The 23,366-nt window shown below is 44.3% G+C and carries 22 protein-coding genes; 11 read left to right on the top strand and 11 right to left on the bottom strand.

Translation table 11 applies throughout. The features are described 5' to 3' along the window. Nucleotides 1-107: 107 nt before the first annotated feature. From K4I03_RS06625 to K4I03_RS06600, 6 genes are all read right to left on the bottom strand, one after another. On the bottom strand, nucleotides 108-1,052 hold the full coding sequence (locus tag K4I03_RS06625; RefSeq protein WP_227964822.1) for an AraC family transcriptional regulator: 945 nt from the start codon (nucleotides 1,050-1,052) through the stop codon (nucleotides 108-110). A 1-nt stretch (nucleotide 1,053) separates the two neighbouring features. Then, on the bottom strand, nucleotides 1,054-1,932 hold the full coding sequence (gene metF, locus K4I03_RS06620) for a methylenetetrahydrofolate reductase [NAD(P)H] (RefSeq protein ID WP_002910611.1): 879 nt from the start codon (nucleotides 1,930-1,932) through the stop codon (nucleotides 1,054-1,056). 137 nt (nucleotides 1,933-2,069) lie between these two features. Next, the gene (gene metE / locus K4I03_RS06615) at nucleotides 2,070-4,322 is read right to left on the bottom strand and encodes a 5-methyltetrahydropteroyltriglutamate--homocysteine S-methyltransferase (RefSeq protein ID WP_227964123.1); all 2,253 of its coding nucleotides are present in this window, start codon (nucleotides 4,320-4,322) and stop codon (nucleotides 2,070-2,072) included. Between the two features lie 244 nt (nucleotides 4,323-4,566). Next, nucleotides 4,567-5,550, bottom strand: coding sequence for a hypothetical protein (locus tag K4I03_RS06610; protein ID WP_227964119.1), 984 nt, complete (start codon nucleotides 5,548-5,550; stop codon nucleotides 4,567-4,569). Nucleotides 5,551-5,589: 39 nt separating this feature from the next. Then, entirely contained in the window at nucleotides 5,590-6,687 is a 1,098-nt protein-coding gene (locus tag K4I03_RS06605; protein WP_227964118.1) for an AI-2E family transporter, read from the bottom strand. Between the two features lie 88 nt (nucleotides 6,688-6,775). Then, a complete protein-coding gene (locus K4I03_RS06600; protein ID WP_002901428.1) occupies nucleotides 6,776-7,147 on the bottom strand; it encodes a hypothetical protein in 372 nt (123 codons plus the stop codon). A gap of 132 nt (nucleotides 7,148-7,279) precedes the next feature. Between K4I03_RS06600 and pabB the strand changes: the two genes are divergently transcribed. The 10 genes from pabB (at nucleotide 7,280) to K4I03_RS06550 (ending at nucleotide 16,645) form a co-directional block, all read left to right on the top strand. After that, nucleotides 7,280-9,010 (top strand): aminodeoxychorismate synthase component I, encoded by a 1,731-nt coding sequence (gene pabB, locus K4I03_RS06595; protein ID WP_227964117.1) that lies wholly within the window; start codon nucleotides 7,280-7,282, stop codon nucleotides 9,008-9,010. A gap of 1 nt (nucleotide 9,011) precedes the next feature. Next, entirely contained in the window at nucleotides 9,012-9,626 is a 615-nt protein-coding gene (locus K4I03_RS06590; RefSeq protein ID WP_227964116.1) for an alpha/beta hydrolase, read from the top strand. Nucleotides 9,627-9,758: 132 nt separating this feature from the next. Then, nucleotides 9,759-10,667: an ATP-binding cassette domain-containing protein gene (locus K4I03_RS06585; protein ID WP_227964115.1), complete on the top strand. Its 909-nt coding sequence runs from the start codon at nucleotides 9,759-9,761 to the stop codon at nucleotides 10,665-10,667. A gap of 16 nt (nucleotides 10,668-10,683) precedes the next feature. Next, nucleotides 10,684-11,442, top strand: coding sequence for an ABC transporter permease (locus K4I03_RS06580; protein WP_227964114.1), 759 nt, complete (start codon nucleotides 10,684-10,686; stop codon nucleotides 11,440-11,442). A 37-nt stretch (nucleotides 11,443-11,479) separates the two neighbouring features. Beyond that, on the top strand, nucleotides 11,480-12,172 hold the full coding sequence (locus tag K4I03_RS06575) for an ABC transporter permease (RefSeq protein ID WP_227964113.1): 693 nt from the start codon (nucleotides 11,480-11,482) through the stop codon (nucleotides 12,170-12,172). A 144-nt stretch (nucleotides 12,173-12,316) separates the two neighbouring features. Beyond that, nucleotides 12,317-13,015 carry an ATP-binding cassette domain-containing protein gene (locus K4I03_RS06570; RefSeq protein ID WP_227964112.1) on the top strand — a complete coding sequence of 233 codons (699 nt, stop codon included), beginning with the start codon at nucleotides 12,317-12,319 and terminating at the stop codon, nucleotides 13,013-13,015. 220 nt (nucleotides 13,016-13,235) lie between these two features. After that, a complete protein-coding gene (locus K4I03_RS06565) occupies nucleotides 13,236-14,144 on the top strand; it encodes an ATP-binding cassette domain-containing protein (protein WP_227964110.1) in 909 nt (302 codons plus the stop codon). 12 nt (nucleotides 14,145-14,156) lie between these two features. Continuing rightward, on the top strand, nucleotides 14,157-14,852 hold the full coding sequence (locus tag K4I03_RS06560; protein ID WP_125336399.1) for an ABC-2 family transporter permease: 696 nt from the start codon (nucleotides 14,157-14,159) through the stop codon (nucleotides 14,850-14,852). A gap of 145 nt (nucleotides 14,853-14,997) precedes the next feature. Next, nucleotides 14,998-15,930: an ABC transporter ATP-binding protein gene (locus K4I03_RS06555; protein ID WP_227964109.1), complete on the top strand. Its 933-nt coding sequence runs from the start codon at nucleotides 14,998-15,000 to the stop codon at nucleotides 15,928-15,930. Continuing rightward, the gene (locus K4I03_RS06550) at nucleotides 15,923-16,645 is read left to right on the top strand and encodes a lantibiotic ABC transporter permease (protein ID WP_002896539.1); all 723 of its coding nucleotides are present in this window, start codon (nucleotides 15,923-15,925) and stop codon (nucleotides 16,643-16,645) included. Before K4I03_RS06555 ends, K4I03_RS06550 begins: the two co-directional genes overlap by 8 nt. An 88-nt stretch (nucleotides 16,646-16,733) precedes the next feature. On the opposite strand, the gene K4I03_RS06545 is transcribed toward K4I03_RS06550, so the two are convergent. The 5 genes from K4I03_RS06545 to K4I03_RS06525 all read right to left on the bottom strand — a co-directional run bounded on the left by K4I03_RS06545 (nucleotide 16,734) and on the right by K4I03_RS06525 (nucleotide 21,297). Next, nucleotides 16,734-17,351: a helix-turn-helix domain-containing protein gene (locus tag K4I03_RS06545; protein ID WP_227964107.1), complete on the bottom strand. Its 618-nt coding sequence runs from the start codon at nucleotides 17,349-17,351 to the stop codon at nucleotides 16,734-16,736. Nucleotides 17,352-17,460: 109 nt separating this feature from the next. Continuing rightward, the gene (locus K4I03_RS06540) at nucleotides 17,461-18,291 is read right to left on the bottom strand and encodes a CPBP family intramembrane glutamic endopeptidase (RefSeq protein WP_002929240.1); all 831 of its coding nucleotides are present in this window, start codon (nucleotides 18,289-18,291) and stop codon (nucleotides 17,461-17,463) included. Between the two features lie 423 nt (nucleotides 18,292-18,714). Next, nucleotides 18,715-19,695, bottom strand: coding sequence for a Fic family protein (locus K4I03_RS06535; protein ID WP_227964106.1), 981 nt, complete (start codon nucleotides 19,693-19,695; stop codon nucleotides 18,715-18,717). Nucleotides 19,696-19,739: 44 nt separating this feature from the next. Beyond that, nucleotides 19,740-20,615, bottom strand: a complete 876-nt coding sequence (locus K4I03_RS06530; RefSeq protein WP_227964104.1) for a sensor histidine kinase — start codon at nucleotides 20,613-20,615, stop codon at nucleotides 19,740-19,742. A 1-nt stretch (nucleotide 20,616) separates the two neighbouring features. Continuing rightward, nucleotides 20,617-21,297, bottom strand: a complete 681-nt coding sequence (locus tag K4I03_RS06525) for a response regulator transcription factor (protein WP_002907256.1) — start codon at nucleotides 21,295-21,297, stop codon at nucleotides 20,617-20,619. A gap of 266 nt (nucleotides 21,298-21,563) precedes the next feature. Here K4I03_RS06525 and K4I03_RS06520 point away from each other — a divergent pair, with 266 nt between their 5' ends. Then, the gene (locus K4I03_RS06520) at nucleotides 21,564-23,354 is read left to right on the top strand and encodes a serine hydrolase domain-containing protein (protein WP_227964102.1); all 1,791 of its coding nucleotides are present in this window, start codon (nucleotides 21,564-21,566) and stop codon (nucleotides 23,352-23,354) included. The last annotated feature ends 12 nt before the right edge of the window (nucleotides 23,355-23,366 follow it).

Below are 23,366 nucleotides of genomic sequence, written 5' to 3'. Positions count from 1 at the left end.
GTCTTCTCCTTTCACAGTCTGCAATCAAACTTCCACTTTCATTATAAAAAAGGCCACCCCTTTTGGTAAGCCTTTCTTTCTAGTATTATTTATCCAAATGTGACTTTTTACAGCTCCTGCCTCAGATGAGAGCTAGCCTTGCGAAAGTTCAAGGGCGACTGGCCACGTGCCTTCTTGAAGGCTTTTGAAAAGCTCTGTGTTCCGGCAAAGCCCGTCTTATTGGCAATCTCTTCCACCGAAAGCTGGCTGCTCGTCAGCAAATCAGCTGCCATATTGAGTCGCAAATCATTGCTGTACTCCTTGATTCCCTTGCCTACTTCATCCTTGAAAAGCCGAGATAGGTAGGAAGGATGCAGCGCCAATTTCTGCGCCAACTCCTGCACAGATAAATTTTCTGGCAGATGACTGCTCAGCAGTTCCAAGACCTGCTGGACATAAGGATTGACCCGACGGCTTTCCGTGATTAAAGAGGTCTGCTTGAGACGCTGGGACAAGAGCTCCAAGAAGCGATAAACTTGCCTTTGCAGAGCTAGTTCAGCTGTTATTCCGCTGCCCTCATAAGCCAGACTTTCAAAGACCAAGGCCTTAAATTCCTGCAAAGAAGTCAGCGCAAAAGACCATTGGCCAGACTGCAGTCCCAGAGCCTGCAGATAATGAGGCAAGAGGAGCCCACCCAGTCCCATCCAGACATAAGACCAAGGCTCTTCTCCATCAGCCTGATAAAAAACCGACTGATCTGGTGGCACCACAAAGCCCTGCCCTTCCTGCAAATCATAGCGCTGATTGCCCACGGAGTAAGTCCCCCGTCCCTCCAGTACGATGTGAATGACATAAACATCCCGAACAGCCGGCCCAAAGCTATGGTGGGCTTCCGTTTTTGAATAACCACAGAAGGCAAAAAAACAATCTTCTTGGCCAAACTGCATAGACTTAACCAAGGTCAGCGAATGCTCCATCAGCTCCTCCTTAGATTTGGATAAAATTTTTATCCTTATTATAAAACAAAAACCACTAAACAGCAAATGAAGCTGATTAGTGGTTTCTTCATTCATCTTAGAAAGATTGGACGGATGGGTTATGATTAAAGAGAGCATGGGTAGCCTTATAGATATGGTAGGCTGTTGCAGCATTATTCATAGTGTAAAGGTGTATGCCCGCTACATCTTGGGTCACCAAGTCAACAATTTGGTCCACAGCATAAGCCAGACCAGCTGCTCTCAGAGACTCTGGGTCATGTTCGTATTTATCCAGAATAGCCCGGAATTTTCTTGGCAGCTTGATATTCTCACAGGTCTTGAGCAGGCGCAGAGCCTGATTGCGATTGAGAATCGGCATAATCCCAGCATGGATTGGCACTTCAATACCGGCTAAAATACACTTGTCCTGAAAATCATAAAAACGCTCATTGTCAAAGAAAAGCTGAGTCACCAGACTAGAACAGCCAGCATCCACCTTTTTCTTGAGATTTTGAATATCCGAAATCTGATTTGGAGAATCTGGATGGCCCTCCGGATAGCAGGCTCCAATGATGTCAAAGTGCGGTGCTTCTGTCTTAATGTATTCAATCAAATCAGTCGCATAGGTAAAATCATCCTTAGGCGCTACATCTGGAAAAATATCCCCTCGCAAAGCCAAAATCTGATGGACACCAACCCGATCCAAAGACTGCAAGATATTGGACACCATGTCCTTGGTCAGATAGACCGCAGGTAAGTGAGCAATCGTCGGAATCTGGAGATCATTGGCGATGAACTCGGTCAAACGAACCGTCGTCTCCTCAATGTCAAACTTATTATTGCTGGCAGTCACACTGATAAAGTGCGGAGCCAGATCTTGCATCTCTCTCAATGCCTGAAAAATCTTATCATTGCCTACTGCCGGATTGGGAGGAAATACTTCAAATGAGAGACTGGGTGTGTGACGACGAACCATATAACAAAAAGTTCCTTTCAATGATGGTAGTGATAGCCGAGGGCAACCCTAGAAGAACAACTTCTGCAGGATTGTCAGCTCTGCTTCAATTTTTGGGGTATCCTCCATCAAGATCAACTTTTGAGGTTCCAGGAGGATTATTGCAAATGTTGTCTAGCTGCTTTGGCTGCTTCTACTAAGCGCACCAAGCTAGCCTTGGTTTCTGGGATACCACGAGTTTTAAGACCACAGTCAGGGTTGATCCAGACCTTACTGCTTGGCACCTTAGCCAAGATAGCTTCAATCGTATGGTCGATTTCCCCTTCATTTGGCACGCGTGGTGAGTGGATGTCGTAAACTCCAGGCCCCACTTCTGTCTGGAAGTTCTTAGCCTTGAGCTCATCCAGGATTTCCAAGTTAGAGCGGCTAGCTTCAAAGGAAATCACGTCCGCATCCATGTTGTCGATCGCAGGGATGATATCTGTAAATTCTGAGTAACACATGTGAGTGTGGATTTGTGTGTCTGGCGCTACTGTAGAGTGTACCAAGCGGAAGGCTGGAATTGCCCAGTCAAGGTAATCTTCATACCAATCGCTGCGACGGAGTGGCAATTTCTCACGAAGAGCAGCCTCGTCGATTTGGATAATCTTCACGCCTGCAGCTTCAAGGTCAAGAACTTCATCCTTGATTGCCAGGGCGATTTGAAGGGTAGAATCCTTGATAGAGATGTCTTCACGTGGGAATGACCAGTTGAGGATGGTAACAGGTCCAGTCAGCATGCCCTTAACAGGTTTGTCTGTACGGCTTTGTGCATAGCTAGACCATTTAACAGTGATTGGGTTGAGACGAGTCACATCACCCCAGATGATTGGTGGTTTCACCCCACGCATACCGTATGATTGTACCCAACCATTCTTAGAGAAGAGGTAACCTGACAGGTTTTGACCGAAGTACTCAACCATGTCATTACGCTCGAACTCACCGTGCACCAGCACATCAAATCCAACTTCTTCTTGCCACTTGATCCATTCATCAATTTGCTCAGCCAAGAACTTGTCATAGTCTTCTGCTGACAGCTCACCCTTGCGGAAGGCTAAGCGTTTGGCACGGACTTCCTTGGTTTGAGGGAAGGAACCAATTGTCGTAGTTGGCAACGGTGGCAGATTGAGTGCCTTGTGCTGGATTTCCTCACGCTCTGCAAAGGCTGGCAAACGAGTGTAGTCCGCATCCGTCAAGCCAGCAATGCGCGCACGAAGTTCCGCATTTTCACCCACACGTTCAGTCGCAAAAAGTTCTTTGTTAGCAGCAAGTGCTTCTGCACCACCGCCATTACGGATAGCATCCAAGTCACGGATTTCATCCAATTTTTCCACCGCAAAGGCAAAGTGGTTCAAGATTGCTGGTTCAAATTCTTCATTAGCCGTTGTAAATGGCACATGGAGCAGCGAACATGAGCTTGTCAAGACGATGTTTTCAGCTTGGATTTGCTCAAGCACTGCCAAGCTCTTTTCATAGTTGTTGCGCCAGATGTTCTTACCATTGACGATACCCGCATAAAGAGTCTTGTCAGCTGGGAAACCGCCTTTAACAAGTTCAAGAGTTTTCTTGCCTTCGACAAAGTCCAAACCAATCGCATCTACTGGCAACTCTACAAGGTCTGCATAGATGTCACGAACGTCACCAAAGTAGGTTTGAACCAAGACTTCCAAGCCTTTCTTGTCTGCCAAAAGCTTCTTATAAAGGTCCAAGAAGAGAGCTTTTTCTTCTGCTGACAGGTCTTTGACCAGACTTGGCTCATCCAGCTGGATACGCTCTGCGCCCAGCTCTGCTAATTTGGCAAAGACTTCTTGATAAGCTGCAGCCAGTGCATCAACAAAGTCTGCCGGCGCTATACCGTCTTCAAAGTCAGATACTTGTAGGAGAGTGAATGGACCGACCACAACAGGACGGGTTACCAAGCCCAACTCTTTAGCTTCTGTAAATTCATCAAAAATCTTATACCCAGCCAGCTTGACTTGGGTTTCTTTTTCAAATTTAGGAACGATATAGTGGTAGTTAGTGTTGAACCATTTCTTCATCGGAAGAGCACGGACATCCCCTTTTTCGCCCTGATAGCCACGAGCCAAGGCAAAATAACGCTCCAAGTCAGTCAGCTCCAAGCCTTGCACAGATGATGGTACTACGTTAAAGAGAAAGGCCGCATCCAGCACATTGTCATAATGAGAAAAATCATTTGATGGAATCTCAGAAATTCCTTTTTCCTTAACAATATTCCAATGCTTAGCACGGAGCTCCTTAGCTGCAGCCAGAAGCTCTTCTGCTGAGATTTCATGTCTAAAGTATTTTTCAGTTGTAAATTTCAATTCGCGGAATTCACCCAAACGTGGGAAACCAATAATAGTCGTTGACATAAACGTCCTCCAAAATTTTTCTTGATTTTATCTTATCAGAAAATCCCCCCTCTGTATAATTGGAATTTCCCAGAGTTTGATATAGCCTAAAACTATAACCAACCTCATCAACCAATCCAAAATCCCCATTCTAGCAATACTATTGACTAAAATTATTGTTTGCTATAGGTAGAAATTATGACCCTGGAAAAAGAAAAACCAGCGAGAATAAAATCTCGTTGGTTTCTATAATATCTTGTATTACTTACTCTGTTTCATGATACAGCTTTTTAGCCTTTTCAATATCATAGTATCTGTCAAACTCTTCTTTAGAGTTGACGATATGCTCCTGACTGTCGACAGACACCTCTTGAGGAATGGTCACAGCTTCATATACATTCACAGTATCCGGCATAAGTAGACTGTAGACAGCTGCCTCCCTACTAAAACCTTCTGCACTGTTCTGCGAGTGTAATAAATACACTGTTGTTCCTTTTTTTTCTAGAAGCTTGTAAGCCTTCGAACTACTATCAAATTGAGTCTGGCCTAAAACGGATTTATCTACCCAAACTTCTCCACCAGGAGTAGTGGTATAAATGCCACTTGCTTTTTGGTCCCAATCAGTCGCTTGCTTTATAAAAGGTTTTCTCACGTAATCTTGAGCTAAGATCTCAATTTCCTCCATTTTTCGATTCTTTAAATTGAGGAAAAGCGGCTTCGTCTCCTGAGGATTCTTTAAATCTCGTATCCGAATTTTTAAATAGTCTTGACCCTGCCAAGTGTAAATTCCTCCTAGCTCTGCTGGTAAATAATTAGAATTGTAATTCTCTACAACTTTGTAGAGATCTATCTCCTTTTCTTCTTCAAGTCTTTTGTCATTGATACGATAGACACTAAGAGTCCAATAAGCACCGTCAGATGGTCTTTCCATCAAACGAAAGGGGAGCTCTTTCAGTTTAACATTCTGCCGCAGAATATAGCGAGAACTGTTTTGGTCAATTTTGTAAGAAGCATAACTACCGAACTCAGCCATCTTTTTGTCTTCTTCTGGGGTTGTTGAAACCCAATGGACAATAGCGCCCGCACCATCCGCAATCATTTCATAATCATCAATCTTTGCTTTACCCGTATACTTATGAAATTGTCCGTAATATTGTTTATTGCAGTAGAGATAGAGAGTCCAAGCCAGTAAAGATGAGAGTAATACTACTCCCAAGGTAATAACTGTTTTTGTTTTAGTCCATTTCATAATTAAGCTCCTATTTTTGCAAATTTATCGTCTAAATAATTAGGCAACTTCTCCACTCTCATTCCTCTTCTCCTTCTCCACAACAAACTCTCTAACCAAGCGGTAAATAACTGCGAAGATAGGAGTGAAGAAAATCATGCCGACCAAGCCAAAGAGGTTACCCCCAATCAAGGCTGCGGCTAGAGTAAAGAGAGTTGGGAGTCCGACGGACTGGCCGACCACGCGCGGATAGATGATGTTGCCCTCAATCAGCTGCACTCCCTGAAAGACTGCAATCGAGAGAAGAGCTTTCCAAGGGCTGTCGGTGAAGATAAAGATAGCTCCCAGGGCACAAGCTGAGAAAGGCCCGATGTAGGGAATGAAAGAGAGCACTCCGGCCAAAACCCCAGTCAGGGCAGCATAAGGTAGGCCTGTCAGAGAGTAGGCGATAAAGACTAAAATCCCAACAATGACGGCCTCAATCATCTGACCCATCAGGAACTTATCATAGGTCTCAACAATGACAGAGCCGACATAGGATAGGCGTTTCACAGCCTTCTCAGGAAGCAGAACCTGTAAGAGACGGCTAGTAATTGTCTGCAAATGCTCCTTGCTGCTCAAGAAAGCAAACATAAGAAAGATAGACATGATGACAGAGAAGAAGTTGCCAAAAATAGCAGAGATATTGCCCGTCAGACTGCCCAGAAGAGAGATGGCTCGGTTGACAATGTCGCTGTTTTGCAGTTGCTTGGTCAAATCTTTCAGCTGGCTAGAGGAAAGCAAGCCAGACTGCTGCAGCCACTTGGCTACCTGAGGTGCTACTTTGCCGATTGTTGCGCTCAGCTGATTGACCGCTGTGGTCAGAGTCGGCACGACGATGGAAACAATTCCTGTCATAATGAGAACTAAAATCAGCACCTCTAAAACTAAGGCCAAACCGCGCTGCAACTTCTGAGGGACTCGGCATTTGTCCAAGAGGTCTTCCAGCTTTTTCATCGGGACATTAAAGATGAAGGCTAGGACTCCACCCAATATAATGGGTGAAAAAACCGAAGTCAGACTCTGCAGACCAGACCAGATGTTCCCGATATAGAGAACCAGAGCCAGAGCAAGCGCCGCAAAGACGATTAGTTTATAAGATTCATTTATTTTTTTCATAAGGCTTCCTTTTAAGGTTTTGTCATTTCCTTATTTTATCATAATTTTCGAGGGCTTTCGAGCAGGAGGAAGCATGGCAACACACAGGTCAGTCCGCTTTGTCATCGCTCTTGAATTTGGGTACATCTTGAAGATAAAAAATCCCCGATATGATAGCTAGAACGCCGGCCAAGTTCCCCAAAAATGGAATGATTCCTGCAAGAAAGGCGAAAAAGAGAAGCTTATGGCTCATCTTATTGACTCTTGGCTCTTCACTATAATGAGCCATTCCAGCCAGGGAAAGACAAAGAAACAGCAAGCTGATCAGTATGATCAGGACGCCCCAGTCAGACTTTTCGACCATTTTGGGAACTAAAGCAACTATTTCCCAGTGCCATCTCTGAGAAGAAGCGTAAAGGATGATGAGGCCTCCTAAAATTCCAGTAATTCCATTTACCAATAACAATTTCTTTGACTTCATAGCAATCTCATTCTTTCTTTTTTAAACATAGTATACCTAGCCACTTTCTAATCTGTCAACCATTATAAAAGAATGATTGTCACATCCGATAAATCCGTTTTCATTCAAATTATCTTATGATAAAATAACTTTATGCACAAGAAAACGATTATTGATTTTAAGCAATTGGGCCAACGCCTGATTTTTACGAATCCCATCAAGGAGCTAAAGACTCGCCGCCTGGACCAAGTGGAGGAACTTTTGACAGAGATTGAGGGCTGGCAGGAGAAAGGATACTATGCTGTCGGCTATGTCAGCTATGAAGCAGCGCCAGCCTTCGAGGAAAAGTTCCAAGTTCATTCCGCTCCGCTCCAGAAGGAATATCTCCTCTACTTTACTATCCACGATAAAACCGAGCAGGCTGCCATTCCCTTGACCTATGAGGAAGTAGAAATGCCAGCAGCTTGGCAGGGGCTGACTTCTGAGCAAGAGTACCAGAAGGCTATCGAGACTATCCATCATCATATCCGCCAGGGTGATACCTATCAGGTCAACTATACGGTGCAACTGTGCGCGGAGCTCAATCCTGAGGATAGCTTGGCTATTTACAACAGGCTGGTCGTTGAGCAAAATGCGGCCTACAATGCTTATGTAGAGCATGACGAGACCGCCATCTTGTCCATCAGTCCCGAGCTCTTTTTCGAGGAGCACCGAGGTCAACTGACCACTCGTCCGATGAAAGGAACCACCAATCGGGGACTGACCTTAGAGCAGGATAGAGAGCAAGCTGCATGGCTGGCCCAGGATGCCAAAAACCGAGCAGAAAATATGATGATTGTCGATCTGCTGCGGAATGACATGAACCGCATTTCTCGGACGGGCAGCGAGCGGGTTGAGCGTCTCTGCAGCGTCGAGCAGTACTCTACGGTCTGGCAGATGACCTCTACCATCAAAAGCCAACTGCATGAGGGAATCGGACTGGCAGAGCTTTTCAAGGCGCTCTTTCCTTGCGGATCCATCACAGGTGCTCCTAAGATTTCGACTATGGCTATCATCAAGGCGACAGAAAAAGCTGCTCGCGGGGTCTACTGCGGTACAGTCGGCATCTGCCTGCCAGACCAGAGACGGATTTTTAACGTCGCCATCCGCACCATTCAGCTGGAGGGAAGAAAAGCCATCTATGGCGTTGGCGGCGGTATCACTTGGGACAGCACCTGGAAATCTGAATACATCGAAACCCAGCAAAAATCTGCCGTCCTCTATCGGAAAAATCCGCGATTCGACCTGATTTCTACAGGAAAAGTGACGGACGGAAAGCTAACCTTGCAAGAACAACACCTGCAAAGACTGACAGAAGCAGCCAGTTACTTCGCCTATCCTTTTGACCAAGACAAACTAGAGCAAGAGCTAGAAGAAACCTGCACTCAGCTAGACAAAGAAAAAGATTATAGGCTACGTATAGCTCTAAAAAAAGACGGCAGGATTGGGCTAGAAACGGCTCCTCTACTGCCACTGACGGATACTTTCAGAAAGGCAAAACTGCTCGAGCAGACAGCCAATCTAGCCCAGCCTTTTACCTATTTCAAAACCAGCCATCGGCCACATCTGACATTGGAGCAGCAAGAGCAGATTTACTACAATGCCCAATGCCAGCTGCTTGAAACCTCTATCGGCAATCTGCTACTGGAGCTAGACGGCAAACTCTACACGCCTCCAGCTGAACTTGGCCTGCTCAAAGGTATCTACCGTCAGCAGCTACTGGATAATGGACAGGCTACTGAGAAAGTTTTAACGCTGGCTGATCTGGCTCAGGCTGAGAAAATCTACGCCTGCAATGCAGTCAGAGGACTGTACGAGCTGGAGATTGATAGAGGAGAGCTCTGACATGAAAGTTATCTTTCTGCACGGACTAGGGCAAGATGCGCATTCTTGGAAGAAAGTTCAAGAAGCCCTAGCCAATGTCCCAACGGAGTCGCTGGCTCTTTTTCCGAAGAGCAATGAAAGTTACCAAGACATTCGACAAGCAACCCTCCAGCACCTTCAGGCCCAAGAACAGCCATTTATCTTAGTCGGTTTGTCACTCGGTGGCCTGCTGGCACTGGACCTAGCTGACCAAGCCCTTCCTCACATGAAGGGCTTGATTTTATCCGGAACTCAATACAATTTAGCAGATAATTTTCTCTACAGACTGCAGATTCTCGCCTTTAAACTGATGCCCAAAAGTGTCTTCACCAAGCAAGGAGCTGATAAAGACCAGATGATACGGATTTTGACCGAGCTGCGTAAGGTAAATCTCACTGAGAAAATAAAGAAAATCAAGCTCCCCAGCCTGCTGGTTTACGGCAGCAAAGACAAACCCAATCTAAAGGCTGCCTATGAGCTTAACAAGCTGCTGAAAGGTTCTCAGCTTCGCATTATAGAAAAGGGCGGCCATACTCTGAATAGCCAAGCGCCAACAACATTTGCTCAAATAATAAAGAAATTCCTAAATAAGTTCTGACCCTTTTACAAGACAAACCAAAAACTTTAGAAATATTTGAGAAATTCTTTATAAATATTTGAAAGTTTGGCGCTATACTAATTAATAAGAAGAGGAGTTTTCTCTCCTAACATCATGAAAAGGAGACTTGACATGGAAAATGTTTTAGTTTTACAGCAAGTCAGCAAGAAATTCGGCCGACAGTACGCTCTGACCGATGTGAGTCTGACGATAAAAAAAGGAGATATTTACGGTTTGATTGGCAAGAACGGGGCCGGAAAGACCACTCTAATCAAGGTCATTACCCAGCTCTTGGAAGCAAGCAGTGGCAATGTCTCCCTCTTTGGCTCTCAGAACTATCAAGATTGGATGCAGAGCCTCAAACGGGTCGGTTCTGTCATCGAAACGCCAGTCGCTCACAACCACCTGACAGCCTATGAAAATCTCAGCTACTACTGTAAGCTCCGCCATATTCCCCATGCGGACAAGGTCATCCGTGAAACCTTGGAATATGTAGACTTGACGGATACCGGCAAGAAGAAATTCCGCGACTTCTCACTCGGGATGAAACAACGGCTGGGTCTAGCTATCGCGCTTCTTACCAGACCTGACCTGATGATACTGGACGAGCCTATCAATGGCCTGGATCCGGTCGGCATCAAGGAATTTCGCCAGCTGGTACAGCGGCTCAACGAGGAGTTAGGCATGACCTTTATCATCTCCAGCCATATCCTGTCTGAACTCTACTTAGTGGGGACTCGGTTCGGCATTATCGAGGAAGGACGATTGATTCGTGAGATTTCAAAAGCGGAGTTTGAAGAACAGAGCGAAGACTATATCGTGCTTAAAACGTCGCAGTTAGAAGAAGCCAGCCGGCTGATTCACGACCAGCTCATGCATCGTATCAAGGTGGTCAATGCCTCTGACGAGATTCATATCTTTACCCATTCGCATGAGATTAGCAAGATTGTCAAGGAACTTGCGGTTGCAGATATACCAGTGCAGGAGATTTACTATGCACGACAAAACCTAGAAAACTTCTTTACTGACCTGGTCGAATGAAAAAGGGAGGTTTATCATGATGGATTTCATTCGAGCCGATTTTTACCGGCTCATGCGCTCAAAAGGCTTTTGGATTACTGAGTTTTTATTATTCTGTGTGATTTTCTCAGCAACTTTCTTCCAAGCAAATATTCATTTTGGAGCAAATATCTCCAGAAATGAGGCTGCTACTCAAGCTCTAGGAAAACTAACCGGACTTCAAGCTCTGGACTATTTTGCAGGCAATACAGACGGTCTGCTCTTTTTCACCATCATTGGTATCGGTATGGTCCTTGGAGTGGACCTGTCTCGGAAACTTTATAAAAACTGTCTGAGCTACGGCATCTCTAAGCTCAGCTATTATTTTTCTAAATTCTTTGTCTGCGTTAGCATCGCAGCCTTTCACTTCCTGATGATTTTATCTATCTCCTTTGTGACCGCTAGTCTGTCCAACGGAATTGGCAGCGCCCCCAGCTCTTTTTTGCCTCAGTTGGGAGCTGCTCTCTTCATTCAATTTCTCAGCACGGTTGCATGGATTGCCATCATTTCTTTTATACTCTATGCCAGCCACTCGATTGTATCTAGCTTTCTGACCTATTTCCTTGGCGGTACCTTACTGACTATTCCCCTCATCTTTTACCCTGACAATGAATGGCTGCTCTATCTGACCATGCGTTTTAACACAGATATGGCAGCAGATAGCGGAGCTGTTATCAAAGCTATCCTGACAGTGGTAACGGTCACCTTGCTCTTTATGGGTGGCGGGCTGATGGTTTTCAAAAAGAAAAATTTATAAAAAGCAGGAACAATCTTAATCATTCAGAGGAGATTTCATGTTACATACCATTCAGGCGGAGCTATACCAGCTTGTCCGCTCCAAGCTTTTTTGGCTAATAGAAGGGCTGCTCTTTTTTCTCATTTTCATCAGCTCTCTTGGTGAAAGAAACTTTAATTTTTATATCTCTACGTCTTCTGATCCAGAAGAAATAGTCATCCAAGGTTGGACAGGATTTGAAGCTCTCGGGGAGCTTGCTAAAGATTTCCTGCCCTTTGTCATGATTACTGTCCTTGTGCTCGTTATCTTTCTGTTAGGTCGTGACCTGACTAGAAAACTATACAACAATATATTAGCTAGTGGGATTTCTAGAAAAGAATTTTACTTATCCAAAATAGCTGTTCTTATCACAATTATCATCTTGCAAATGGCGGCAGCTTTTGCCGCAGCCTTTATCTTTGGGAGCCTCTTCCATGGACTTGGGACTATGCCAAAGAACTTTTTATGGAGCTTTTCCTTGTCTTTCTTTCGCTCCTTTCTCTTTATTATGACCTGCAGTTCTGTAGTTACCTGTCTCCTCTACCTGACCCGTTCCACCCTAGCTAGCTATCTCGTCTTTTTCGCCCTGATTATGCTTCAGTCTAGCCTCGTCATCGTTTTCCCTCAGATAAATTCTGAACTATTCTTATTCCTTATCCTAGCTGGTTCTCTCTTAGGTGGTTACCAAGCCTTTCAGCACAGAGACTTATAAATCTAAGCAGTCAGCCCTTTGGCTGCTTTTTTATTGCTTTGGGATTGGTTCTGCATTTCTTTAGAAATATTTTAGAATTTCTTGAGAAATATTTGAAGTCTAGGCTGTAAACTAAAAGTAAGCACAAAGAAACGGAGTATCACCATGCAGCATATCTTAGAGATTAAACATATTACGAAACAATCCAACCAGCAAGAGTCCCTTGATCAAGTCAGCCTATCTATCCAAAAAGGCGATATTTATGGATTGATTGGCAAGAAAGAGAGTGAAAAAACGAACCTGATTAAGATGATTTCCCAGCTCATTCATGCCAGCAACGGAACCACTGCCCTCTTTTCCTCTGCTAACAATCAGAAGGAATGGAAGAAGGCGCTCAAGCAAAGCGGAACTATCATCGAAACACCGATTGCCCACGAGCATCTGACGGCCTTTGATAATCTACTCTATTATTGCATTGATCGAAAGGTTGCCAATCCTGATAGGGTTATCCAAGAATGCCTAACTTATACCGGTCTGACCAAGACTGGCAAGAAAACATTCAGTGAATTTTCCCTAGGTATGAAGCAGCGGCTAGGCATCGCTATCATCCTTATTGATAAGCCAGACCTGCTGATATTGGATGAGCCTTTTAATAATCTGGGACCTATTGATATCAAGGAATTCCACCTCATGATCCAGCGAATCAGCCAAGGACTAGGAACGCCCCTTATCATTTCCAGTCACATCCTATCTGAACTTTCTTTGGTTGCCACCAAATTTGGCATTCTGGAACAAGGCAAGCTTGTCACAGAATTTACCAAAGAAGAATTCGACCCTCAACTTATACCAGAACAGCTTAACTAGCTACAGGTCTAGCAATGACTATTCTTCTTCACAAAGCATTGCTGAAACCTTTGTCGTTTTTGAGAACTCGACATCTTTTAACATAAAAAATCAACACCCCAGCAGCCAGTCAGCCGATTGGTTGTTCTGCATTTCTTTAGAAATATTTTAGAATTTCTTGAGAAATATTTGAAGTCTAGCTTGTATACTAAAATCAAACCTAAGAAAGCGAGAATATACCATGCAAACTGTTTTAGAAGTAAAGCAAGTTACCAAACAATATGGCCAGCAATACGCCCTTGATCATGTGAGTCTTTCAATCCAGAAAGGCGATATTTATGGACTGATTGGCAAGAACGGTGCTGGCAAAACCACTCTTCTCAAGACCATTAGCCGGCTCATTCATGCCAACAGCGGAACCGTGTCTGTCTTTGGTTCGCAGAACTCTAAGGAATGGAATGAAGCCCTGCGTAAGATAGGAACTGTCATCGAAACACCAGTCGCTTACAATCAGATGACTGCTTATCAAAACCTCAACTACTACTGCAAGGTCCACCAGATTGCCCAGCCCGACCAGCTCATCAAGGAAACCCTGGCCTATGTCGGATTGAGCAATACTGGTAAAAAGAAATTCCGCAACTTTTCGCTAGGAATGAAGCAGCGTCTAGGAATCGCTATTGCACTTATCAGTAAGCCTGAACTCATGATTTTAGACGAACCTATCAACGGCCTAGATCCGCTTGGCATCAAGGAATTTCGACTGATGATTCAGCGACTCAATCAAGAGTTGGGAATCACTTTTATCATTTCCAGCCACATCTTGTCTGAGCTTTATCTGGTAGCCACCAAGTTTGGCGTGATTGACCAAGGACGGCTTGTCGCAGAATTCACCAAGGACGACTTTGACCGAGCCAGCGAAGATTATATCGTCCTCAAAACCAGCGATAGAGACCAGGCCGCCAACCTCATCCAAGGTAAGCTCCACTATCAGCTCAAGGAAGCTGATAAATCTGACGAACTGCACATTGTCGCCCAAGAACAGGAACTAAATGACATCAACAGGGAGTTGGTCCTATCCAAAATTCATGTCAATGGTATCTATGCAGCTCACAAAGATTTAGAAAAATACTTTACAGATTTAGTCCAGTAAGGAGAAAAAACCATGTTACATACTTTTCAAGCAGATTTTTACCGTTTCTTTCGTTCCAAGGCTGTTTGGATTACCGAATTCATTTTTCTACTGACGACCTTGAGCGCAGTCTTTGGCAAATTAAATGCCGTCCAGCTTATACAAGCGGTGTCCAACGCTATCGGTAATAATACATTTATCATCATTATCCTCTCTATGGTCGTCATCGGGACAGATCTGAACAAGCAGCTTTACAAGAATACTTTAACCAGCGGCGTTTCCCGTACCAGTTTCTTCGTCTCTAAAGCCCTAGTCATGGTCTGCGTAACGTTCCTGCAGTTAGCTCTCTATTATAGCATCAACTTTATCCTAGCAGCCATTCTAAACGGTATCGGTGATTTATCCGCTACCTTCCTGCTTCAGTTTATTCTTCTATTCTTTGTGCAGTGCCTGACTGTCATTGCTTGGACAGCTATTATTTCCTTTATTCTTTATCTGAGTAAATCTATGATTGCTGCTCTGGGAGGTTACCTTTTCTGCGCATCCTTAACCGGAGCTCTTGCTCAATTTTATCCCAAATCTCTATGGCTGCAGCATTTCACCATGAGCTTTGACTTTGAGACGCTCCAAAGCAACGGTGTAACCTTAAGAATTATTCTAATCGCCTTGGTCTTAGGAACAATCTTCACTGTAGCAAGTCTTTATACTTTCCACAAAAAGGATTTATAGCAGAAAATGAGCTGGCTCTCGACTGGCTCATTTTAATCTTTTCAATTTTAAATTTCTTTAGAAATATTTTAGAATTTCTTGAGAAATATTTGAAATTTAGTTTGTATACTAAAAGTATAAACAAAGTAATTAAAGGAGAAACATCATGCAAAATGTTTTAGAAGTGAAAGGACTCACTAAAAAATACGGTGATCAGTATGCTCTGAAAGATGTCAGTCTTTCCATCAAGAAAGGAGAGATCTACGGTCTCATCGGAAAAAACGGTGCTGGTAAGACCACACTGATCAAAATCATCACTCAAGTCATCTATCCTAGCGGAGGAACCGTATCTGTTCTGGGCTCTCAGAACCAACAAGAATGGACCAGAGCCCTCGGCCATACTGGATCTGTTATCGAGACCCCTGTAGCTCATGCCCACATGTCGGCCTATGAAAATCTACGCTACTACTGTACCGACCGGGGCATTCCAAATGCTGACAAAGTCATCAAAGAAACCCTGCAATATGTCGGCCTGACCGATACTGGAAAGAAAAAATTCCGCAATTTCTCTCTAGGGATGAAACAGCGGTTGGGCATTGCCATTGCCATTTTGGGGCGTCCCGACTTGCTCATCTTGGACGAGCCCATCAATGGTTTAGACCCAGTTGGGATTCAGGAATTTAGAGAAATGGTCAAGCGCCTCAATCAAGAACTAGGCATCACCATCATCATTTCCAGCCATATCCTGTCCGAGCTTTATCTAGTAGCAACTCGCTTTGGCTTTATCAATCAAGGGCATTTCATCAAGGAGCTGTCTAAGGAAGAATTTGACCGAGAAAGCGGCGACTATATCATCCTCAAAACGGATAATATCAAGCAAGCTACTCATTTAGTGCAAGACAAGCTAGGCTACCAGCTCAGACCAAGTAACAAGGAAGATGAGCTGCATATTTCTGGCCAAGTACAAGAAATTCGCAAGATTGCCAAGGAATTAGTCCTAGCCGACATCCCAATCGGGGAAATCTACTACGCCCACAAAGACTTAGAAAAATACTTTACAGACTTAATCAACCAACAAGGAGGAAACACTCATGTTTAATAGTATCAAGGCGGATTACTACCGTCTCTTCCGCTCCGTAGGATTCTGGGGAGTGCAGGCTTTCTGCATCTTTGGAATTCTCCTCGGCATTTTCACTTCCAAAGTTGTCAGTTCCGACAACGGTATCTTTTTTGCCATAGATGTCGTCTCCTACAACAGCGGCATGCTCTTTATTGCCTGCAATGTCATGACTAGCTTGCTTCTCGGTGTTGATCTCAATGACAAACTTTATCACAATAACCTGACTACAGGCAAGACTCGGACCCAGTATTACTTCTCTAAATCACTGACTATCGGTAGCTTACTTCCTATGCAGTTCATACTGCTCTACATTTTTGGTATTGTCATCGAATTTGTCCGAACCGGTGGTAATATGGGAACCCTGCCAGCTAATTTCTGGGGACAATTCGCAATACTCTTTGTCATGCAGGTCATCTGTACCTATGCTTGGTACTGCATTACCAGCTTTGTCCTCTACTTGACTCGAAACTATAGTGTCGTCTTTATCACCTATATCATGACCTACATCTTACTCGGCCTCCCTAGTCAAATGGTTGATGCCAATAATGAATGGTTCAAGGCTATCAAGATGGAGTTCGTCTACGGAGACGCTTCAATACCAAGTGTCATCATCAAAACAGCTATCTTTGCTCTCAGTCTGATCACGGTCTTTAGCTTAGCAGGACTGGCTACACTGAAAAAGAGAGATTTGTAAAATAAAAACTCAGCTAATCACTAAATTAGCTGAGTTTTTTTGAGCGGATTTCACCCCTTCTGGTCTAGCCCGCTTTATCGGCTTCCTTTCACTGCTTCCAATCTTGCTTTTTCAAGAACAGACTGATGCAGACTCCTAGGATAAGGTAGAAAGTGACAAAGGTAAGACTGGCTGCCAGACTGGTCGGATATGGAAAGATCTTGCCCATAGGAAAAAGAACATTAGATAGAAATCCGAGGGGAACAAAGATCAAGAATAAAATCAGGGCTAGCTTAACCTGAAAAGAAGGTCTTACCTCGGATAGATTGCGGCCCGTTCCCCACACCAGCAGCCCTACTCCCTGAACGATCAGCACCGGCGTTAGCAAGATACTGATCTTGAGAAAATCAGCTAGGATAATGGAGAGGATGATGCCCAGACCGACAAAGCCAAGAGAGAGCTGATAGCAAATATTGCTGGCTATTCTCCTGTGCTTGATTGACTGCTCTTCCTCTTTCTGTACTACAGGCTCAATTCCCTTGAGCAGATAGTCTGTGGTCACCTCAAAATAGTCACTCATGGAAATGATCTTATCCACATCAGGCATACTCTGCTCGCTCTCCCACTTGGAAACGGCCTGTCTAGACACACCGAGTTGGTCGGCTAGCCCCTCCTGAGAAATGCCCCGCACTTTTCGCAGGTACTGGATTCTGTCTGATAGATTCATGGATTGTTTTACCTACTCTTTCTTATTTTTTATACTTTCTTTCATTGAAACTTATTATAGCACAAGGCGGAGAGACTGCAAAGTCTGATTGTCATCTCTTCATAAAATGCTAGACTTCTTCTTTAGACGGAAGAGCTTTTTCCTCCCTATCCGTCCGATACCAGAGATAGATACTATAAAGTGTCAGGAGAATCACACCTCCAAAGTAAAAGAAGGGATTAACTTGAGAAAAATCCAAATTGTTAGCTTGAGCTATGCCAACAAAAGTCGGGATGAGGGTGTTGGAGAGCGCATGAAAGATGTTACAAGCAAGGACAGACTGGGTCTTCTTATACAGAGCTGCAAGCCAAAAAGATAGAAGGATACTGAAAATGATAAAAACTGAGAACAAATCCTGACTTCGATCATAAAAGCGATCGTAAAACCAGAGAGGAATATGCCAGATGGCCCAAATAATACCGGTCATCAAAGTAGAGACAAAAAAAGAAAACTTTTTCTCTAAGGCCGGCTGTAGGAAGCCGCGCCAGCCGAATTCTTCAATCCCGCCCGATAGGACAATACAATAGATAAAAAACCAAGGAAATCTTACTAAAGCGCCGTCTACCAGCTTGCCGCCAGAAGCTAGGGCATAGAAGGCGGTCAGACCGCCACCATAGATTAGCAAGTAGAGCCAGGTCTCTTTCTTGCCTGAAAAGAGATAGGAGCAAATGGCCTTGAAGCCTTTCTTTTTCAGTACGATCAAGCTAGCCAGCATAGGCCCAAACATAGCAATACCATTTAGAATAGCTTCAAGAGCAAGATAGGCTGTAGGTGGGCTGTCTGGCCAAAGGTTTTTGAGGATAATGTCCAATAGCCAGAATCCCCATGTCCAGCCGAAGTTCCAAGCCAGAAACGGCAAAATTAGTTTGGGTTGTGGTTTGATAGTTGTTTCTGTATTCATGAGAATACCTCCTTATAATATAATTAAACTCAAGTTTTTAATCCAAATCTTCAAAGACAGCGACTCGTTCATTCCGAAATCAAAAACTTGGCTTCTGCTTTCAGATTAACAAAAAAGCCAGTTGCCTTTCTAGCGACTGGACTTGGAATAAAGAAAAAATCTAGTTGCTTTTTGAGTGATTGAACTTGGAATCATTGTCAACTGACAGTTGCAAGTCAGTTATATCAAGGGTTTAGAGCAGTCGGCTGATTTTTCACTTCGACTGGTAAAATGGCCTTTCTAAGATAATTGGCTTTTCAAATCACAAAACAGAAAGGCATTTTTATCATGCCTTTCTTCGATTTAATCTAAAAATAAACCTCAGCCAATTCGAAAATTAGCTGAGGTTTATGAGCGGATTTTGAGCGGATTTTGAGCGGATTTTTAAGCTAACTGATAGACCCGATCCCGCGTTGTTCCACTTGTTTTCAGAAGACCGAATTCTACAAATATATTCAAATATCTACGGGTTGTAGCCTCGCTTAATCCTGTAATCTCTTGTACTTTTGCATTAGCTATTTGTGAATGTCCCTCCAAGTAAGCTTTTATCAGCTGATAAATTTCTAACTCTCTTGGCTTTAATGTCTTGTGAAGTATCCTGTCTGCATCTTCATCTGCTTTTTCTTGGTATTCTTCTAGTGTTTCTAGTATGGCCTGCAACATAAACTCAGTAAATACTGTAGAGTCATTGGTATCATTGCTGATGGTCAAGGCATCATAATAACCCTGCTGATGAGCATAAATAACTGATTCTACTGGCAGCCATTCAAAAATTGGATTCCATTGACTGAGAATCAGACTCTGCCATAGACGTCCCATTCGCCCATTGCCATCTTCAAAAGGGTGAATAATCTCTAACTCAAAGTGAACGATACAGGACTTGACAATGGCCGAGACCTCGCTTTGCTCTGCCCATTTGAATAAATCCTTGACCAAATTGGGGACAAACTGTGGTCTAGCCCCAACATGAACTACTCTCCCCTCGCCATCATAGACTCCAACATCCCCTAGCCGAAACTGTCCCGACCGCTTGACTAAATCCTTAGTCAGCAAGCCATGTGCCAGGAGAAAATCATCCAGACTATAAGGGTTTAGCCTGAACACTCGCTCATAGGCTTCATAGGCATTTTGCACCTCATGAATATCTTTTAACGGACCAAGTACACGCCTGCCTTCAATGATGTCTGTTACCTGCTCTAATGATAAGCTATTATTCTCAATAGCAAGTGATGATTGAATAGATCGGATTCGGTTTTCCTTCCGCAAATACAGCTTACGTTTTTCAATCGAAAGTTGAGTAGTCAGTTCAGAAATTCTCTGAACTAGGTTCAATATCTTCTCTGTAATACGATAATTCGGTTGCATTTTACTCCTTTAAAAAAACATTTTCCCTTATCATACACTATCCTCTACAAAGTCACAACCAGTTCAAACCAGTCGTCCTCAGCTTTCATCGTCAAGTCCCCGCCTAGGATTTCGACTAACTGCTGGGTGATGTAAAGCCCCAGACCAGAAGACTCCTCACTGCTGGATAGATTTTCTGAGTAAAAGCGATTGGTCAGCTTATCCAGATATTGGATAGGCTGCTGGACGATATTTTTGACGGTAAAGATACAATGCTCGCCCTCTTTTTTCAGCGAAATGCTAGCGGCCTTACGGCCGTGCTTGAGGACATTGCTTATCATATTTTGGACAATGCGCTCTAAAATTTCTGGGTCTGTCTCTAGCTCTAGACCTTCAGCCAGCTCTACTTGCAAGTCAATCTGGGCTTTCTGGAAGGCGTCATAATAAGTAAAAAGCTGCTGGGTTACCAGCTGAGATATATCTGTTGGCTGGACATTGGCCCGTATGGCTCCCTCCATCAGCCGGCGATACTCCATCAAGGCTTCCAGCCGTTTGGACACCATTCCCAGACTATCTGCAATTTTAATCAGCTGCTGACTTTCCTGACTATCATCCTTCAGCAGCTGCTGGGTATAGCCGCTGGCAATGGTCAGAGGGGTGCGGATATCATGGGCGATATTACTGATAGCCATATCCAGCGTCTTCTTTTCCTGCTGGACAACAAAGGTCGTCTTATCTAGCTCCCGAAAGAGCAACTCTGCTTCCTCTGTCAGCTCCAAAACACTAGGTGCATGAGCAGCAGGAGCCAGACGATTCTGGCTCCCTGTCTGTCGCTTCCGACGAATCTGCTGTGCCACATCCTTGACCGCCAGATGATAGCGTATGAAACCAATAGCCAGAAACAGACTGATAAGGGCAAATAAAATGACTAACACCAACATATCAGTCCTCCTTGAGCCGGACACCTAGTCCCCAAACAGTCTCTATGTATTCCTCTGTTGGGTCCAACTGAGCCAGTTTCTTACGTAGATTGCTGAGGTGGGTATTCAGGGTATTATCCCCAGGCAGATAGCTCTCTTCCCAGACCTGCTCAAAGAGCTCTTCCTTGGTGTAGATCTTCTTGGGATGACGGAGCAAGAGCTGGAGGATATGATATTCTTTCTTGCTCAAACGGACGCTTTTCTCACCACAGACCGCCTCAAAGGTAGCCTTGAGCAGACGGATATTTTTAAAGGACTGGCCTTCTTCCTCGCCAGTCAAAGCCTGCTGGCTGCGCAGCTGCACGGTAATACGGGCAAAAACCTCATCCAGATTGAAAGGTTTGACGATATAATCATTAGCACCATTCAGCAGGTACTGACTAACCAGCGCTTTCTCACCAAGGGCTGTCAGCATAACCACTGGCACCGTAGCATTGCTGCTGCGAATTTCCCTCAACACTTCATCGCCATTCTTCCCCGGCAGCATGATGTCCAAAAGGACCAAATCAATCTCCTCCCGCTCAAACAGCGAAATGCCCTCCGTCCCCGAATAGGCGGAATAAACCGTGTGTTCCTTCTGAAAAAGATCTTTTAGAATTTCATGAATATCACTGTTGTCTTCGATGAGTAAAATATGAGCCATAAACACTCGCCTCCAGAAATTTCCTATCACTAGTGTAGCAAGGATAAGAGGCTAAGTCAATAAAAGATGGACTATTCGAAAAACTTTAGAAATATTTTAGAATTACTTGAAGGATATTTGAGAATCGGACTTTAAAATAGAAAGAAATAAGAAATAAGAAATGTATGTGCTATAAAAAGGAGGCTCAGAATGTTTAAAATTTTTTGCAAAATCGTTTTTAAAAGTATTACTTTCGCCCTTGAGGGCTAATAAAAAAGGAGACTCGCATGAAGAAATCATTTATTCTAACACTTCTAACCATTATAACTCTGGGACTCTTCCAGCCAGCTACTGCGCTGGCTGAGGAGGCTCAAAAGCTACCGTCTGGTATCGAACGTGACCAGATTGGCCAGAAAATCCAAGACTATGTCAAGGAACACGAAAAGACAACAGCCGGCATGGCGACGGCAGTCTTTGATAAGGACGGTACCATTTATAAAGGAAACTTTGGCTATATGAACAAGGAAAAGGGAGTCAAAGCTGATGACGGCAGCGTTTTTGAATGGGGCTCCGTAACCAAATTAACTGTCTGGCTCTCTGTTATGCAGCTCTGGGAGCAAGGTAAGATTAACCTAGAAGAAGACATCCGCACCTATCTGCCAGAGGGCTTCCTCAAAAATCTCCGCTATGATAAGCCTATCACCATGCTGGATCTGATGAACCATCAGGCGGGTTTTGAAGAGGGGGCTCATGCTGCTTATCTGGAAAATAAGGGGCAGACGATAGAGGAGATTTTGTCAGTTAGTCAGCCAGCTCAGATTTTTGAACCTGGCACAACAACAGCCTATTCTAATTTTGGAGCAGGCTTGGCGTCCTATATTGTTGAGCGAATCTCTGGTCAGCGTTTCTCCGACTACGTCCATGAGCATATCTTCCAACCACTGGGCATGAATAAAACGGCTATTTTGCCGGATCTATCAGACAATTCCTACGTTCAGAAAAAGCGTCAAGAAACCAAAGGATACGACACTAAAGGAAACTTACTGAGCAAGGACCATTTCATCACTAGCATCTATCCTATCGGAGCGGCTACTGGCACCTTGAAAGACTTGGAGAAGTTCGCCCAAGCCCTGCTGGCTCGCAAGACGCTCTTTGAGCGTCCAGAGACCTGGAACACCCTCTATACTGCCAGTGCCACCTACCCTGACACGGATATCATCCGCGATGCTCATGGCTTTTGGGCCAACGAATATGGTACTACTGTGTTGGGCCACGGCGGAAATACAGCTGGCTCTACTTCACGGATCATGTTGGACTTGGAACACGGTATCGGCTATGTCGTCATGACCAATCAAGGTGCAGAGCAAAATTATAATTTCCAAATGCCAGAGCTCGTCTTTGGGCCACATAAAACAGCCAGCAAGGAAACCCAAGAGCAGTTCAGTCCTGGCTATTATCGCACTCTGCGCAACTTTAATCAAGGCCCTCTAGCTATCTTTAAAATGATTCCAGCCTCCGCAGACTACTTGCAGGAACCATCTGACGATCAGCTATTGCCAAACAACTTCTGGGCCATTTATCAGAGCCAAGGCAAGACCCGTATCGCAGTGGCCGTTGCAGACTATGAGAAAGTCTATGACTTTGATTTCTTTAAAGACTATGTTGTTCTAGGCTTAGCCGGACTTGGTATCATCTACGCCCTCGGCCTGCTCCTCATCAGCCCTCTTCTAGGAGTCTATCGGCTTATCTTTCGCAAGAAACAAGACCAGCCAGACCGCACTTGGAAGGTCTGGAACCTTCTAACAGCTGTTGGTATTTTGACTGTTCCAATCAATCTCTTTCTGCTATTCATGTCAGCAACTTCGGGAGATTTCAGCGAGATTGCTCAGTGGCGCTACATGCTCTTTGCTGCCTTGGGACTCCTGCTAACCGCAGCGGCTCTGTTACCTCTCTTCAGAAAGTTCAGAGAAAAGCTCAGCAAAGGACGCCTCTTCCTGACGGTCATGACTAGTCTATCTGCCTTAGCAGTGGCCGCTAATATCCTCTATTGGTCCCTCTATCAGTGGTGGGTATTCTAATATGAAAGGAGA

The organism is Streptococcus sanguinis (assembly GCF_020729725.1).
In the GTDB taxonomy this organism is placed as follows: Bacteria; Bacillota; Bacilli; order Lactobacillales; family Streptococcaceae; genus Streptococcus; species Streptococcus sanguinis_V.
This window is presented reverse-complemented; position numbering and strand designations above follow the sequence as displayed.

Coding starts and splice junctions, on each gene's coding strand:
- K4I03_RS06575 (WP_227964113.1), top strand. CDS start 11,480: ATGTTACATACCATTCAGGCGGAGCTATACCAGCTTGTCCGCTCCAAG.
- K4I03_RS06540 (WP_002929240.1), bottom strand. CDS start 18,291: ATGAATACAGAAACAACTATCAAACCACAACCCAAACTAATTTTGCCG.
- K4I03_RS06580 (WP_227964114.1), top strand. CDS start 10,684: ATGATGGATTTCATTCGAGCCGATTTTTACCGGCTCATGCGCTCAAAA.
- K4I03_RS06560 (WP_125336399.1), top strand. CDS start 14,157: ATGTTACATACTTTTCAAGCAGATTTTTACCGTTTCTTTCGTTCCAAG.
- metF (WP_002910611.1), bottom strand. CDS start 1,932: ATGGTTCGTCGTCACACACCCAGTCTCTCATTTGAAGTATTTCCTCCC.
- K4I03_RS06600 (WP_002901428.1), bottom strand. CDS start 7,147: ATGAAGTCAAAGAAATTGTTATTGGTAAATGGAATTACTGGAATTTTA.
- K4I03_RS06550 (WP_002896539.1), top strand. CDS start 15,923: ATGTTTAATAGTATCAAGGCGGATTACTACCGTCTCTTCCGCTCCGTA.
- K4I03_RS06610 (WP_227964119.1), bottom strand. CDS start 5,550: ATGAAATGGACTAAAACAAAAACAGTTATTACCTTGGGAGTAGTATTA.
- K4I03_RS06590 (WP_227964116.1), top strand. CDS start 9,012: ATGAAAGTTATCTTTCTGCACGGACTAGGGCAAGATGCGCATTCTTGG.
- K4I03_RS06535 (WP_227964106.1), bottom strand. CDS start 19,695: ATGCAACCGAATTATCGTATTACAGAGAAGATATTGAACCTAGTTCAG.
- K4I03_RS06520 (WP_227964102.1), top strand. CDS start 21,564: ATGAAGAAATCATTTATTCTAACACTTCTAACCATTATAACTCTGGGA.
- K4I03_RS06565 (WP_227964110.1), top strand. CDS start 13,236: ATGCAAACTGTTTTAGAAGTAAAGCAAGTTACCAAACAATATGGCCAG.
- K4I03_RS06625 (WP_227964822.1), bottom strand. CDS start 1,052: ATGAATGAAGAAACCACTAATCAGCTTCATTTGCTGTTTAGTGGTTTT.
- K4I03_RS06570 (WP_227964112.1), top strand. CDS start 12,317: ATGCAGCATATCTTAGAGATTAAACATATTACGAAACAATCCAACCAG.
- K4I03_RS06555 (WP_227964109.1), top strand. CDS start 14,998: ATGCAAAATGTTTTAGAAGTGAAAGGACTCACTAAAAAATACGGTGAT.
- K4I03_RS06530 (WP_227964104.1), bottom strand. CDS start 20,615: ATGTTGGTGTTAGTCATTTTATTTGCCCTTATCAGTCTGTTTCTGGCT.
- K4I03_RS06605 (WP_227964118.1), bottom strand. CDS start 6,687: ATGAAAAAAATAAATGAATCTTATAAACTAATCGTCTTTGCGGCGCTT.
- metE (WP_227964123.1), bottom strand. CDS start 4,322: ATGTCAACGACTATTATTGGTTTCCCACGTTTGGGTGAATTCCGCGAA.
- pabB (WP_227964117.1), top strand. CDS start 7,280: ATGCACAAGAAAACGATTATTGATTTTAAGCAATTGGGCCAACGCCTG.
- K4I03_RS06585 (WP_227964115.1), top strand. CDS start 9,759: ATGGAAAATGTTTTAGTTTTACAGCAAGTCAGCAAGAAATTCGGCCGA.
- K4I03_RS06525 (WP_002907256.1), bottom strand. CDS start 21,297: ATGGCTCATATTTTACTCATCGAAGACAACAGTGATATTCATGAAATT.
- K4I03_RS06545 (WP_227964107.1), bottom strand. CDS start 17,351: ATGAATCTATCAGACAGAATCCAGTACCTGCGAAAAGTGCGGGGCATT.